Origin of the sequence: Chryseobacterium sp. CH25 (assembly GCF_004119455.1) — a bacterium.
In the GTDB taxonomy this organism is placed as follows: domain Bacteria; phylum Bacteroidota; class Bacteroidia; order Flavobacteriales; family Weeksellaceae; genus Chryseobacterium.
This window is the reverse complement of sequence record NZ_NRQT01000009.1, coordinates 124,951-139,920: the sequence shown is the minus strand read 5'-3', so window position 1 is coordinate 139,920 and position 14,970 is coordinate 124,951. Positions and strand designations below refer to the sequence as shown.

At 35.5% G+C, this 14,970-nt stretch carries 12 protein-coding genes; 2 read left to right on the top strand and 10 right to left on the bottom strand.

Annotated features, from left to right (window positions below; translation table 11 throughout):
• Positions 1–172: 172 nt before the first annotated feature.
• The gene (locus BOQ64_RS18550) at positions 173–532 is read left to right on the top strand and encodes a prevent-host-death protein (RefSeq protein WP_129057221.1); all 360 of its coding nucleotides are present in this window, start codon (positions 173–175) and stop codon (positions 530–532) included.
• Positions 533–736: 204 nt separating this feature from the next.
• On the opposite strand, the gene BOQ64_RS18545 is transcribed toward BOQ64_RS18550, so the two are convergent.
• Positions 737–1,621 (bottom strand): heparin lyase I family protein, encoded by an 885-nt coding sequence (locus BOQ64_RS18545; RefSeq protein WP_129057220.1) that lies wholly within the window; start codon positions 1,619–1,621, stop codon positions 737–739.
• A 286-nt stretch (positions 1,622–1,907) separates the two neighbouring features.
• On the opposite strand from BOQ64_RS18545, the gene BOQ64_RS18540 reads away from it, so the two are divergent.
• Positions 1,908–3,143, top strand: a complete 1,236-nt coding sequence (locus BOQ64_RS18540; protein WP_129057219.1) for a YaiO family outer membrane beta-barrel protein — start codon at positions 1,908–1,910, stop codon at positions 3,141–3,143.
• 9 nt (positions 3,144–3,152) lie between these two features.
• On the opposite strand, the gene BOQ64_RS18535 is transcribed toward BOQ64_RS18540, so the two are convergent.
• From BOQ64_RS18535 to BOQ64_RS18495, 9 genes are all read right to left on the bottom strand, one after another.
• A complete protein-coding gene (locus BOQ64_RS18535) occupies positions 3,153–6,587 on the bottom strand; it encodes a sulfatase-like hydrolase/transferase (RefSeq protein WP_129059793.1) in 3,435 nt (1,144 codons plus the stop codon).
• Entirely contained in the window at positions 6,581–7,240 is a 660-nt protein-coding gene (locus BOQ64_RS18530) for a hypothetical protein (RefSeq protein ID WP_129059792.1), read from the bottom strand. The genes BOQ64_RS18535 and BOQ64_RS18530 overlap by 7 nt, the downstream gene beginning before the upstream one ends.
• A gap of 185 nt (positions 7,241–7,425) precedes the next feature.
• Positions 7,426–7,647 (bottom strand): hypothetical protein, encoded by a 222-nt coding sequence (locus BOQ64_RS18525; RefSeq protein ID WP_129059790.1) that lies wholly within the window; start codon positions 7,645–7,647, stop codon positions 7,426–7,428.
• A gap of 7 nt (positions 7,648–7,654) precedes the next feature.
• The gene (locus BOQ64_RS18520; RefSeq protein WP_129057214.1) at positions 7,655–8,011 is read right to left on the bottom strand and encodes a response regulator transcription factor; all 357 of its coding nucleotides are present in this window, start codon (positions 8,009–8,011) and stop codon (positions 7,655–7,657) included.
• Positions 8,012–8,025: 14 nt separating this feature from the next.
• Positions 8,026–11,919: a response regulator gene (locus BOQ64_RS18515; protein WP_129057213.1), complete on the bottom strand. Its 3,894-nt coding sequence runs from the start codon at positions 11,917–11,919 to the stop codon at positions 8,026–8,028.
• A gap of 530 nt (positions 11,920–12,449) precedes the next feature.
• The gene (locus BOQ64_RS18510) at positions 12,450–12,782 is read right to left on the bottom strand and encodes a helix-turn-helix domain-containing protein (protein ID WP_129057212.1); all 333 of its coding nucleotides are present in this window, start codon (positions 12,780–12,782) and stop codon (positions 12,450–12,452) included.
• Positions 12,758–13,177 carry a transposase gene (locus tag BOQ64_RS18505; RefSeq protein WP_129057211.1) on the bottom strand — a complete coding sequence of 140 codons (420 nt, stop codon included), beginning with the start codon at positions 13,175–13,177 and terminating at the stop codon, positions 12,758–12,760. Before BOQ64_RS18505 ends, BOQ64_RS18510 begins: the two co-directional genes overlap by 25 nt.
• A 31-nt stretch (positions 13,178–13,208) precedes the next feature.
• Complete coding sequence (locus BOQ64_RS18500; protein WP_129057210.1) at positions 13,209–13,682, bottom strand: hypothetical protein; 474 nt, start codon at positions 13,680–13,682, stop codon at positions 13,209–13,211.
• Between the two features lie 101 nt (positions 13,683–13,783).
• Positions 13,784–14,677 (bottom strand): hypothetical protein, encoded by an 894-nt coding sequence (locus BOQ64_RS18495; RefSeq protein ID WP_129057209.1) that lies wholly within the window; start codon positions 14,675–14,677, stop codon positions 13,784–13,786.
• Positions 14,678–14,970 lie beyond the last annotated feature (293 nt).

Sequence of the window (14,970 nt, the reverse complement as noted above, 5' to 3'; positions counted from 1 at the left end):
TATTTATACATTATATTTACATTCTCCATACTTTTTTATCAAGAAAAAACTTTATCTTTACTCATTCATTTCAATAACAGATAATGTACTATCACAATTATTAGAATGATCTATTAACAAGGCATTATTATTTGGTATAATGAAGCCTATCTTTACTAAAATTTAAATTATAATGAATTATAAGCTCGAGCTCAATACTCAGGAGCCTAACTCTAAAATTGTTTTTCACAACATCATATTTGATACCTTCAAGATCAATATTGTTGAAAGATATATCGGGGCTATGAATTTCCGTCCAAAATTATCTAACGTTTTATTTAAAGTAAGAACCTTGGACAATGAACTTATTAACAGAAAAGACGGTAATATAAGGGTCAAAATTAAAGATGACAATTTTGAGACTTATCAGAAATTAACACAGGCATTAAATTCTTACGAATATAAAAACAAGCTGATCAACAGACAGGAAACGGATCAGAATTACGTACATTTTATATTGAGCCTGGTGATTGCAAATTATAATCTTAATTAGTTTTTTGCAATTAATTCTTTGATACCCTTTTGGGGATCAATTCATCAAAATCCATTTTCTTCATTGGACTGTTTACTATACCTACCAATGATTGTAAAATATTTTCACAGTAGAATTCACTGAATTTCACCACTGAGACCATTTATCAAAAAATAAGCCTGGAAGTTTTTACAACTTCCAGGCCCATATAACAGTTGAAATTATTTATCTCCGGGGCAAATTAGATTTGCTGGCATATACTATTTCATCAGTTTTCTGTTTAAAAGCCGGCACAACCGGTCCGCCCAAATAAATAACTTTTATATCATCATGATAAACAATACGTGTAATATCCGGAGGTGTTACATATACTCCCCATTTAATATATCCGTGATCTCCACCAACAGGGCCTTTATTATAAGTGGTATAATTTATTTTATCATCTACCAAGACATAGTTACTCTGGTTAGGTAATTTCATATAGGTCTTCATGTACCCTGTAGCGGTATCCGTCCACTTCACGTCAATTCTGAATTGGATCCATTGATTTACATAAGGTCTTACATCCGGGATAATATCTACGGGAGGAACGTTATTATCTACTGCAAATCTCAATCTCATGACATTTCGTTGCGTCCTTACCTGAAGCGGCACCCCTGCTCCACCGGACATTTTCAACTGAAATATATTGGTTTCATTAGTTGGATCTCCTATTTTCCAGGGTGTCCAGTCTTTCAGCAATACACTGAACTCATAACGCCGCTCATCACCAGGGTAAAAATTGGCAGGTTTATACTGATTGGTTGCGCTCTCACTTCTCCAGTTATCATTGGAATAATATCCAGGATCACCGTATACTACTTTATGGGCAATTGCGTAATTACCGGTTGCTCCTGGTTGCACCATATAAACAGCATCTGCTGCTGTAGCATTTGTGACGTTCATTTCTGTAATTCCGGAGTTGAGAGCACCATTTTCATAGTTTACATTCAGGAGTACATCTCCCACAGATTGGGCTTTGGAATAGCTTCCTGAGAGCATTGTGGCAAGAAGTAAAAAAAAACTCTTTCTGCCTGCTGCAGGCAAATTGAGGGTAATAGAGTTTATCATGTTTTAATAAAAATTATAAAATAGAAATGAAAAAAGCAGTATGTATTTTAAGATAGATAGAGTTTTGCGCTGAAAATCTAAATCTTTACAATCTATTGCTATCTCTTTTATCCACTAAGTATCATTCACAATAACACTTAATTATAAATTTAATACGAGTAATACATTATATTTAAATAAAAAAACGAATTTGACTTCCATATCACATTCCATATATATAAAAAGTTCAATATATTTGTTATAAAGATACAATTTACCGGTAAAATTAACTAACCATTTCACTTCAATGAGAATAAATTTTGGATATTTTGCTTTATTAATGCTACTTCCCTTAAGAATATACAGTCAGCAAAACCTATCTGCAGATGAGCTCTTTGTAAAGGCCAGAACTGCAGCATTTGACAACAAAGATTATCCAACTTCCATTGCACTGGCTAAACAGGCACTTGAAAAATCTCCTGATTATACGGATATTTCTATTTTTTTAGGAAGAATATACACATGGAACAAAGATCTGGAGTCGGCAAGATCTGTTTTTGATGCCCTTGGTAAAAGGGATGTAAAAGATGAAGATTATTTCATAGCCTATGCTTCTCTGGAATACTGGAATGACCAGTACTCAAAAGCTATTGAAATACTGGATAAAGGGTTATCCTACCATCCTCAATCTCAAGATCTCTGGTTATTAAAAGCAAAGGTATATTATGCAGATAAGCAATATACTGAATCTAAGAAAGCCATTAAAACTATTTTAGCTATCAATCCCAAAAATACTGAAGCAAACAGCCTTGCCGTTAAAATCAATGACCTCACGTCTAAAAATGCGGTAAGCATTACTTATAATTACTCACACTTTGATAAACAGTTTGATGATGACTGGCATATTGTAGGCGTAAGCTACAAAAGAGTTACTCCCATAGGTTCTGTAATCCTCAGAGGAAATTATGCCAATAAGTTTGCTCAGAACGGAACTCAGATTGAATTGGAGGCCTATCCAAGATTATCTAAAACTTTCTACCTGTATGTAGGCGGCGGTTACTCTAATGATGTTGGATTATTCCCCAAATACCGTACAGGGGTTTCTTTAAATGCCAATTTACCACATAGCTTTGAGGCTGAGATCGGTTACCGACAGCTTTATTTCAGTAACAACATTTGGATGTATACGGCTGCTGTAGGAAAATACTACAAAAATTTCTGGTTCAACCTGCGTACTTATATTACTCCGGACAACAAAAATATTTCACATTCCTATACTGCAACAGTAAGGTATTATACCAAAAGCGCCCAGGATTATTTTGCCTTCCAGATCGGTACGGGAATAAGCCCGGAGGAAAACCGAAATAACCTTTTAGAAAATGAAACATATAAACTGAAAACATTTAAGGTTGGTGCAGAATATAATTTCTCTGTAAAAAGAAATCTTTTTTCTCTGGGGACCATGTATTACAACCAGGAATATTTGCCCAATACCAAAGGAAGCCAGTTTGATGTTACCTTAGGCTACACCAGAAAGTTCTAGTCTGTTATGTTATCTCGATCTGCTTTTCTTCATAAAATTAATCATTACAGAATCCGGCATCAGTTTTTTAGAATTATAAAACCTTGAGTTCATGCTTTTAAACTGACTGAACTTTTTATTAACTGCTTTGAGTACTGCATCATCCTGATAGGGATCAGATCCTGAATTATCAATAACCAGCAACTGTCCATCATGAAGATAATATTTCCCGGAAACAAAGTCAACCATCATGTCTTTACTCTGCATCATTGGAATATCAGCCTTGTCGGTTTCTGAGTCAGCAGAAAGACCTCTTCCTACCCAGGTAACCGTTGAAGGAGTATGTAATTTATAATTATTCCTGTAATAAGCCAGAATAGAAGGTGCAACATCAAAATGACTGACCGTTTTCTGAAAATGCTTAGCTTCTTTAAGCAAAGGTGAATAGATCAACAATGGCACGTGGAATCTGTCAATATTAGACTCCAAGGTAATTTCCGGCATACTGTGATCTCCTGTAATCACAAAGATTGTATTTTCAAAATCCGGACGTTTGCGGTAGTCTTGAAAAAAGTTTTTTAACGCTTCATCAGCATTCACCACAGATATCAACTGATTCTTAAAACCTGCAGCCCATTTTTTCTGCTGAGGAGACAAAAACTTCGACTGTATCCTTTCATTATAAAGCTTTTCATAACGGTTTCGGTTATTAATCAAAAACGGATTATGAGTAGAAAGGGTTAGAATCATATCGAAATAGGGACGTTTCTGTGACGGTTTCCCTTCCAGCATTTTACTGAAAACCGCCTGATCTTCGTAGCCCCAGCTTTCACCATTGTTTGCTGGAAGTTTTTGGTAAGACCCTCCGAATGATGACTGATCTACTATATGATCCACTTTACTGTACTCTAAAAATCCCCTGTAACGGTCAAAAGATACATTACCACCATAATAGAATCCTGTTTCAAAATTATTAGCCTTCAGAATATTATAAAGATTAAAATTCTCAGGAGTTTTGTCTATTTCCAAAAACCCGTTTTTCCCGAAAGGTAATGATCCCGTAAGTGATGGCAGCGCTCCAAATGTTCTTCCTGCCGAACTCAAATTATTTTCCCAAAATAAACTTTTCTGTGATAAGGAGTCCAGAAATGGGGTAAAGTTCCCAATATAACCTTTGGGAGAGGTATATGCATGGCCAAACCCTTCCAGTACTACAAAAACAAGGTTAGGCGTTTCAGCAGAGGTATTGAAATAAGGTCCCAGAAAATCCGACGTATTTTCTTTTCTCCAGAAAGGGTACGCCTGATCCAATGCATCAGAATTCGCAGTAAAGCTATCTGCACTCCCTAATAATTCTGTAATTTCAGGATGGTCACTGATAAAATTATCTTCATTAGACACAAAAAAATAGGCCCATTTACTTTTTGCTGCCGTCTGGCTAAAGGTGTTGGCTTTATTCAATGCGTCAGACTGTAGAATATGATCAGGAATAAAGAACGCTGCAAAACCAATGCACAGCAAGGCAATTCCTATGTACATTGATTTAAAAGCTGATTTCCCGGCCATCCATAAAGGAATTACAGTCGCTCCCAACAGAATACCCAACAATGCAAAATTTTTGACATTAAGCATTCCACTAGCCTTCAGAATTTGCTCTATCTCATCTTTACTGTAGTATAAAAAGTCTGCACCAAGGGTATTCTGAGTCTCAGAAAAATACAGGAATAAGATATATTGCATAATGACTACAAAGCCCAATACAACCCAGGCCATCGTTTTGGCCCAGCTTTCTTTTATACAATTAATGATGAGATATATAATCCCCAAACCGAATAGCAACTTACAGGCAAATACAATATTCCTAAGGAAAAGACCTGTTAGAATTATATCTGTATTCAATCCTGGAAGAGCATATCTGTACCAAAACCATTCTGCAGTTATCCCTACTAAAAACAGCAGCAAAAAAACCACAGAGAGCATTCCCCATTTTTTGAGTCCATTTTTAAGAATAGCTGAAATTCTTTCTTTAAAAGGTAAGTTCTGAATATTCTGATTAAAGCCCTGCCTTTTCATTTCTCCCCATCCGTGGGATTTTTTAAAATAATCTATAAAACCATTTACTCCAGCTTTCACAACAATTGGGTGAAAATAAAATGGCTCTGAAAAGGCTGTTCCTATTAATGTAATAAAATCTTTTCTCTTGGTATAAACCTGATAGCTTACCAAATCTACCAATATCCCATAAATGGAATACAGAAACCCCATAGAAATCACTAAGGCAAATAAAATGGCAAAAAATGGCCAGTTTATAATCCCCAGCAAAAGGAAAACAATGAAAACAATATAGCCTAAAAACTCTACTAAAGGCCCTAAAAATTCAAAGAAAAACCAATACGGAAGACTTACCATTCCAAGCTTTCCATATTTAGGATTGAACATCAGTTTACGGTGCTTCCATAGGGTTTCCATGGTTCCCCGCATCCATCGGTTTCTCTGTTTTTTAAGAATATCTTTACTTTCCGGAACTTCCGTCCAGCACAATGGATCCGGGATGGTGCATACTTCATAAAGCTCTTTCTTTTCTTCCATATACTTTCTCATCCTCACCACCAGTTCCATATCCTCTCCTACCGTATTTTTATCATAACCACCGCATTCCAGTACTATTTTCCGGTCAAAAACGCCAAATGCCCCTGATATCAGGATTAATCCGGATGCCCGTGACCAAGCCATCCTTCCCAATACAAAAGCTCTTATATATTCTAAGGCTTGAGTTCTCCCCAGCAGTGTTCTGGGCATATTTACACTCACCACCTTTCCGTCTTCAATAACGCAGTTGTTTGCAAGGCGGATCACCCCACCGCAGGCAATAACTTTTTTGTCGGTTTGTTCTAAAAAAGGTTTTGCTAATTTCAGAATAGCATCCTGCTCAAGGATACAATCTACATCAATACAAACCAGGTATTCTCCGGAAGAAACATTAATTCCGACATTCAACGCATCGGCTTTCCCACCATTTTCTTTATCTACAATGATAAGTTTTTTAAAAGCCGGATTTTTACTTTTATAAACTCCTCTTACCTTATTGGTTTCTATCTTTCCCTGCACAAAAAAGGATATACATTCCAATTCATAGGCTTCTATAAGCTTCTGTAAAGAATCATCTTTACTTCCGTCATTCACAATAATGATCTCCAGATGATGGTAATAAAGAGATAATAAGGATCTTACATTTTCTACAATGGTCATCCCTTCATTATAAGCAGGAGCAATAAGACTGAACGTAGGAGCATTGGGATTAGCTGCTATGATGCTGTAATCTGTAAACGTATTTTCTTTTTTATACCGAAGTACAGCGCCAAGCGCATAAATTCCTATCCAGCCGTAAATAATTGTTACAGCAGTTCCATACAGCAGAAACAGCCATATGACAATTTCATAAATGATATGTGAAAACTCTAACATATTTTTTCCTGAAGTGCGTATTTAATGATTTGAATTAACTCTTCTGATGATGTTTCATCCTTCGTCAACTGTTGTAAATATTCCTGCTCTCCCAACAAAAAAAGAGCTTCCGCAGCCAACGCTTTAATTCCTGATATATTGCTATTCTTAAGTTCTTCTTTAAGTAAACCATTACAAGCCTTATCTTTTGAAGATTTCATAACACGAAGAATCTCCAGCTGAACTTCAACAGGCTGATCCGGATATATTTCAATAAACTGAAGAATGGTTAAAGAATTTTCCAGCGATAAAAGAGTCTGTACAGCCTGTACTCTAACCTCAACGGATGAATGATCCATCAAAGAAAACACCATTGGATAAAAAGAAAGCAACTGAAACTTTCTCAATAGTTTAAGGGTAAAAATAACAACAGAAGCGTTGGTGCTTTTTAGCCAGCTTTCAATAGTTGCTTCAGAATTCTCCGGTATTTTTGTAACAGACAGAAGAAGTCTCAGCTGCTGCCATTCTGATATTTTACCTGTTGCCGTATTCAAAAACCCAAGCCCTTCAAATCCTTTCAGGCTTACCATCGCATATTGTGCTTCCTGATACACCTGTTCGGAAGGATGTGATAAAAAAGAGGCTATTTTAGGAACAGCATCCTTTGAATCCATTACTGTAAGCTCCTGTATTCCTCCCGCAATCAGATATGTTTTCTTCTGCTCCAGTTTATTTAAAGCTTCACGATGAAGCCCATACTGCTTAAACAGGTCTTTGATTCTTTCTTTAGCTGATCCGGAAAATTTCTTTTCAGAATCTACTAATTTATTCAGAAACAGATTCCTGAACGACGAATGATCTACCAGTTTTTTGAATGATCATCAGAACTAAGCTCCTGTTCATCATATACAATAGCTTCTGATATCCTGGCATCGATGATCTTTAACCAACCAGATACCCGCATACTTTCCTTATACTGTAAAAGGCTGTAAAAAAGCACGATAATAATTAATACCAGCACTAATGACAGCATTCCAAGGAATACCAGAAACAGAAAATGTACAGATGTGGTAAGCAGCATATTTATTTTATTTAGGTATAAATCTTTTGATTCTTAACATCAGTTCGTTAGGACTGAAAGGTTTCACAATAAAATCCGAAGCCCCCAGGTCAAAAGCATTAAGCACCACTTCTTCCTGTCCCATACCAGACAGCATAATCACAGGAAGCTGTTTTCCCATCGCCTGAATAGCAGTCAGGATTTCAATGCCTGAGGCGAAAGGCATCATAATATCCGTAATTGCCAGATCAACATCCTTTTCTTTCAGTGTTTCAATGGCTTCTTTTCCGTTGCGGGTAAGAATTACTTCATGTCCTTCTTTCAGTAATTTGTGTTCAATGGTTTTGAGAATCAATTCATCATCTTCTGCAATCAGAATCAACATAGTTTTTTGTTTTTTTATATTAACGCTTTTAGTAAATTCAATCCTACGGATATTTCATCAAGAACTTCCTTTTGCATGGAAGAAAAATTCATATGGTCCTCTGTTTTACACTCCCAGTACAAGACCTTTTCTGAGAGTTTAACTAATCCGGCGGTTCCGGAAGTTCCTTTGAGCTTATGAAGAATCTTTTTCAGATCATCCGTATTTTTTTCTGATACGGCAGATTTTATATTATTTTCTGCCTGTTCAAGTTCATTGATCACCAGATCTAAAAACACCTTTTTAAAATCTTCATCACCTCCGGTCTGTTCATTCAACAGATCCATATCAAGGTGATGCCCGGATTCCCATTCCTTTTCAGGCTCTTCCTTGCTATTGGGTATATATTTTTTCAACATCTCTAAAAGATCTGCTCTTCTCAGAGGTTTAGGAAGGAAATCATTCATCCCGGATTCCAGACATTTTTCTTTTTCCCCCAATATAGTTCCGGCTGTAACTCCAATAATAGGAATATTGAGATATTCCGGCAGTAAACGAATCTGTGTTGTTGCTTCAATACCATCCATCACAGGCATCTGCACATCCATTAATATGAGTGAAAAATGATTGTTTTTGCACTGTTCCAAAGCTTCCAATCCATTTACAGCTTCTGTTAACTGTACATCAGGAATAATAGACTTCATCATTTTATGATTAAGAACCATGTTTACCGGATTATCATCTACCAATAATACTTTAAGACCAGGCATGGATAAAGAAGACGGTACTTCCTGTGGGACTATAATCATTTCTTTATCATTATTGTCCATTGCCCGTTTCAAGGTTTTGTACAAATCTTCTGACCGGATGGGCTTCAATAAAAAATATGAATTTTCTTCCTGACGGAAAGCGTTGATAACATCATGCTCTTCCGAAGAAGTATGCAGAATAACCAATGGAGAAGCTTCATTCTGATTATTGAATAATGTTTTAATTTTTTCTATGGTTTCAAGCCCTGAAATAACAGGCATATGATAATCCATTAAAATAACGTCAAAACGCTCTCCCGACAATAAGATCTGAAGGGCTTCCATCCCATTAGCTGCCAGCTTTGATTCAATATTTTTATAAGCCAGCATATGCTGAAGGATAATTCTATTGGCTTCGTTATCGTCAACAATGAGTACTTTTTCTATTTTCAGTTCTTCATCTTCGTTTGTTTCAGACATTTCATAAGGGACTTCTATATCAAAGAAAAATACAGATCCTTTTTGCAATATACTTTTCAGCTGGAGATGGCTTCCCATATACCCCAGAATATTATTGGAAATGGTGAGCCCAAGGCCAGTTCCGCCATAACGTTTGCTAATGGAGCTGTTCTCCTGTGTAAAGGCATCAAAGATATGCTGCTGTTTTTCTTCAGGAATTCCAATGCCGGTATCCCGTACAGAAAATCGCAAAGATATATTCCCCTCTTTCATCCACAGCTTTTCTACTTTCAGCTCTATTTCTCCCTGCTCTGTAAATTTCACGGCATTTCCCAGAAGGTTAATGAGAATCTGCTTCAGTCTGGATTCATCAAGCCATAAGTTTTTGGGTAATCCCTGTTCAATATTCAGAAGCAGTTCAATATTCTTCTTTTGAGACTGATACAGGATCACATTGATAACCTGGCTTACGAGATCATAAACATTTGATTTTTCAATAAGAAGTTCCATTTTACCGGATTCTATTTTAGAAAAATCAAGAATATCATTAATGATGGTGAGTAAATTTTCTCCTGATTCATTAATATAATTGAGATATTGATTTTGTATTTCATTCAAAGGAGTCTTCAGCAGAAGTTCTGAAAAACCGATTACTCCATTCAAAGGAGTCCGGATTTCATGGCTCATATTCGCTAAGAACTCGGATTTTGCTTTACTGGCAATATCTGCCATTTTCTTAGCATTTTTAAGCTCTTCATTAGTTTTTACCGCCTGGGTAATATTCTGAGCAGATACAATTACACCTGCAACAACTCCATCAGATAAAAACCATGGCCTTACTTCCAGATCATAATGCTGAGGTTCTTCTTTAAACCCTGTTTCTACTATAAAATTTTCATTTTTATAAGCATTTCCTTTTAAGGCATTGAGATAGATGTCTTTTCTTTCTTTCGGAACATTGGGAGAGATTTCAAAAATATTTTTTCCTATCAGTTCTCTGTCGTTCATATGAAATTCTTCCTTCCAGCTGCTGCTTACCGACAAGTAATTAAGCTCCCTGTCAAACATTGCCACAGCAACAGGAACATAGGTAGCAAAAGACTGCATCATCGTCTCCTTCTTAGCCAGTTCCAAATAAATATTTTTAAAAGCATCAATATCCTGAATAATTCCAAATACTCTGATACAAACCCCATCTTCAAATTCCGGGATTCCTTTTACTCTTACCCAAACTGGAGTTCCATCATTGCATACCAGCTGAAATTCATCATCATAAGGTATTCCTTCAGATACTGCTCTATTGAATAAGTATTCTACTTTTCCCCGGTCTTCATCTTTATAAAAATCCAAAGCACTGTTAAAATCAGGCTGAAGTTCTGGATCTATTTTATGAATCTCTTTGGTTGTTTTTGACCAGAACACAGCGTTATTTTTCAGATCAACTTCCCAGCCTCCTACCTGTGCAACCGAACTGGTTTGTTCAAGCATTTTTTTTGCATAAACCAGATCTCTTTCCAACTTCACTCTTTCTGTTACATTCAAAGCTGTACTCACTACATAAGGCTCACCATATTTATTGATTTCTACAAGGTTATGATACATCCAGATCAGTTCATCACCTTCTTTGGTCTTCAGGATCATTGTTCCTGAAACTTCTTTGTTTTGATTGATACTTTGTAAATAATCCTTAAGTAATGGCCAGTTTTTTTCCGGAACCAGATCTTTCAAATTCAATCCGTTAACTTCTTCTGCAGAATAATGGAGGATTTCTCTCCCTTTCTCGTTAACTTCAAGAATATTGCCTTCCATATCATGCATACTCATCAACCCGATAGCATTCTCGAAAAAGCCTCTGAAACGACGTTCTGAACTTTCCAGATGAAGTTTTTCTTCAATATGCTGGGTAATATTGATTCCAAAGCAAAAGATCTCAGACTGATCCTGATTTTTCTTCAGATACCACTCTATGATGATATGACCCAGGTCACCAATCTTTGTAGAGGTTGTAAAAACGATATCTTCTTCTGCCTGAAGAAAATCTTGTTGTATTTTCAGCTCCTGATCCTGTTTTCCTAAAAGCGTTAAAAAATTCAGATCAACGGCTTTGTTTCTATTCAGATTAAAAGCTTTTTCAAAAGCAGGGTTGATATCTTTAAGAATAAACTGATTATCCATAACACAGATCAGATTATTGGAAATATCAAAGATCTGCTGGAAATACTCTGCCTGAATATTCCTTCTCCGCCCCATTAAAATTTTGGTAACAGCATCTCCTATTTTTATAAGAGTAGAAACCTGATCCTCAGATAAAGATTTTGGTTCATAATCGAAAACACAGAGTGTTCCTAATGTAAATCCTTCATCATCAATAAGCGGCACTCCTGCATAGAAACGGATTCCACCCGCCAGGATGAGCGGATTAGCGGATGATCTTTCATCCAGAAGTGTATCATTAATCACTACAGCTTCACCACTTGCAACGGAATACTGACAAACTGTGTTTTTACGTTCTACAGAATCCAGAGAAATCCCAATACAACTCTGTATGATCTGAGTTTCACTTTCCATAATGGCAATAAGTGCATTAGAACAACCGGTAATCAGGCCAGCTGTTTCTGCAAAAACATCCAATTGCGGATCTTTTGGTAAATTCAGAAGATCAAACAGTTCCAGTTTTTTAATTCTGCCTTTTTCATTATCAGGAACTGGATAATTATTCATATTATTAACAATATTTCATTATTAGGTTAAATATACTTAGAATATTGTTATTATGAATGATTTTTAAAAATAATAATTCACATATCCCTATTTAGGGATTATTCATTATTATAAAATTTCTATTTTAAAGGCAATTCATAACAAAACCTAGTGTTAATGGGGGCATCCATTCATTTTTATTATTAAAAATGATACCCTTGACATACTATTTAAAAAAGCAAATGAAATTCACAATATAACTCATTGATAACTACAATTGCCCATTAAAATAATTTGTATTAAATTTGCACCCGATTCTCATGTTTAATTTGAGTTTTCATGGTTATTAGTTTTTATCCTCGAAGTCATTCGGGGATTTTGTGTTTTTATAAGTCTTGTGTGGTAAATGAAGAAAAACAACGTTCATAAAATTTCCATTGTACATCCGATAAGCATCAAAAAAAAGTATATCTGAATCCAGATATACTCATAAAAACTTAGAAAAAAATAAAGTAACATATACCATTACTTTAACAGGAAAAGCATTTCACTTATATTAAAAACATACGCTTCCATTTAGAAACTGTATTTCTGCTTAATTTAAAATGAAGAGCTAATTGACGATTATTTAATTGATGTTTTTTCTGATAATTCAGGATTTCAAAAATAGCCTGCTTATCATATGCTTTAAACTTTTGATTTTCAAATGAGCCATCAAAAAATATAATCCGGTTGATTTTCAGTACATCCGATAGAGACAAACTGTCTTGAGATAAAAATACTTTTACAGATTCTTTTTTATCAGGGCATTTAGCTGCAATAAAATCTTGATAAATTCTTTTGTAATCAGGTCCTGTATTTAAGGTTTGTACTTGCTTAGCCATTTGTGTAAGGTTGTTTTCGGAATTCTATATTGATCAATGACTTCTAAAGTTGTCTTCTGTTTGCTTTCTATAAGCTCCAGTATATAATCTATAATTTCTTTTGTATATAAACTCTTTCTGAACTGGGGCAGTTTAGATTCCTTCTTTTTCTTATGTACACCGGCCACAGGAGCAAACAAAATCAAATGGCTGGAATACAGCCTGAAAAAATCATATTCCAATAACTTAGACCATTTTAAAAGAATCTCTGTATCCAGTGATTTCATAGAATACATTTCTACAATCTCTTTTTCTGTTGCTTTAAAAAAATTGCATATTCTGCTTATATCCACTGCCAGCTCCTGTACCCGTTGATCCACCAAAGTCCCCATGTGAATATCTTTTAAATTCTCCATCCTATTATTTATTTACAATTCAACAACCTAATCATCTATCCTCAGAAATAGATTCAGTCTTATTTCCTGTCAGATTTTTTGTGATATCTCCAAAAAGAATTTTCACCTGCTCTGCAGAACAAAAGGTAATATCCACATTCATCTTCAATACCTTACCTGAAGAATTTGAAAAAAGAATAATCAGGTACTTCTGAAATAAAATATTCCTGATCTTAACATCTAAGATCTTTTTTTGAGGCATTTCAAAAACCGGATATTTTTTTCCTCTGGAAGGCCATTGATAACTTTTAATGGATAAAACTTCTCCAGAGTTCTCATACTCGAATACAAACCTGTTCTTTACTACAACATAGCATAATATCAGTAAAACAGCCGCAAAACACCCTATGGAATACTGATGACAATTGAAATACCTGAGAACAGCAATCGTCAGCAAAAGCAATGCAATTCCTCCCCATTGTAACACCATATGATTCATTACTTTTTTCTTGTTGCTTATTTTCACTGAAGTCTTATTAAAAGAGTTATTATATCTATTGTTTTATTGATTTTCATTCAAATGGCGGAATATTTCTACCCCGCACATTCAAAAATGTAATAAAAACCTTAATTTTTATAAAAACTATAGGCAACCGATTGTACTCCCCAGTTCTGTAAAAAGTTAGGGTTAGTAACCGGAGTTCTTGGGGAATAATTTTCTATCCCATATAGCAGTTCTACTTTATATTCCGTGTCAGCCTGTACAGTAACATCCGTACCGTCACCTATACTGTAAAAGGCCGAAAGAGAGTATCTGAAGTTTAAATTACTGTTAGCAGTCACAGCATGTAAATTTCCATTCTCATCTCTTTTTGCAGCATCATCAAGGTATGGAGAAACCTGAGTGGTCTGCATAGTGACTGTAACAACATCTGCCAGCTCCCACGCAGTCCCTACTTTTTTATATAGTCTTGCATATGCTCTGCTATGGAAAAAGGCTGGAACCTTGATTCTTCCTGTTCCACCAATTATGTTCACTTGCGTCCAGGGTCCTAATCCGTAAGACATTTCAAACCATGTATTCCAAGAGGCAGTACCTCTTTTTACAGATCCTTTAGGGAACTTAAATATTACTTCTGAGTTTGGAACTACCCAACAATTCTCAGACTGGATTGTAGTTCCACCACCGCCATCCTGGGCATTGGTTTGTACCGGATTTAAAATAGAAGTCGTAGGAACACTTATACTCTCATTCTGTCTTACATTGCTGTCTATATTATACAGCACAAAATCATTGGGATTCACAGGTTTATAAATCCCGACATTACCATTTCCATCAGCAACCATAGGGGTTCCGGCTGGAATAACAGGTAAATCCCTGACCCGTAATTGCCCATTGATATCCAATGTTTTTGTAGGAACTGTTGTGTTAATTCCGACATTTCCGGTTTGAGCAAACACAGCATTAGACAGCCCCAACATGATTACGGCTAAAGATCTAATTTTTTGAAATTTCATCATTCTTAGGTTTAATTTTTTGACATTCATTTGCTTTCTATTTCCTGATATTTTTAAACAGAGGAGACAGTACGCTCCTCTGTATAAATGACCCTGAAGTTTTATTTAAAATGTTTGGGAACATATTTAACTTTCATCGTTAAATCAGGTAATAAATTGATACTGCAAAGATCTGACAACCTCTATAAATTATAAAATAAACACTGTAAAAATAGCTTGCTGCTGTTGTAATTTTACATCTAAACAGATGTAGTTTATAAACGACATATCACCCTTTTAACAATTGTTCATTTTTA

Coding starts and splice junctions, on each gene's coding strand:
- BOQ64_RS18535 (WP_129059793.1), bottom strand. CDS start 6,587: ATGTTAGAGTTTTCACATATCATTTATGAAATTGTCATATGGCTGTTT.
- BOQ64_RS18510 (WP_129057212.1), bottom strand. CDS start 12,782: ATGGCTAAGCAAGTACAAACCTTAAATACAGGACCTGATTACAAAAGA.
- BOQ64_RS18515 (WP_129057213.1), bottom strand. CDS start 11,919: ATGAATAATTATCCAGTTCCTGATAATGAAAAAGGCAGAATTAAAAAA.
- BOQ64_RS18540 (WP_129057219.1), top strand. CDS start 1,908: ATGAGAATAAATTTTGGATATTTTGCTTTATTAATGCTACTTCCCTTA.
- BOQ64_RS18525 (WP_129059790.1), bottom strand. CDS start 7,647: ATGCTGCTTACCACATCTGTACATTTTCTGTTTCTGGTATTCCTTGGA.
- BOQ64_RS18550 (WP_129057221.1), top strand. CDS start 173: ATGAATTATAAGCTCGAGCTCAATACTCAGGAGCCTAACTCTAAAATT.
- BOQ64_RS18495 (WP_129057209.1), bottom strand. CDS start 14,677: ATGATGAAATTTCAAAAAATTAGATCTTTAGCCGTAATCATGTTGGGG.
- BOQ64_RS18505 (WP_129057211.1), bottom strand. CDS start 13,177: ATGGAGAATTTAAAAGATATTCACATGGGGACTTTGGTGGATCAACGG.
- BOQ64_RS18530 (WP_129059792.1), bottom strand. CDS start 7,240: ATGGATTCAAAGGATGCTGTTCCTAAAATAGCCTCTTTTTTATCACAT.
- BOQ64_RS18520 (WP_129057214.1), bottom strand. CDS start 8,011: ATGTTGATTCTGATTGCAGAAGATGATGAATTGATTCTCAAAACCATT.
- BOQ64_RS18545 (WP_129057220.1), bottom strand. CDS start 1,621: ATGATAAACTCTATTACCCTCAATTTGCCTGCAGCAGGCAGAAAGAGT.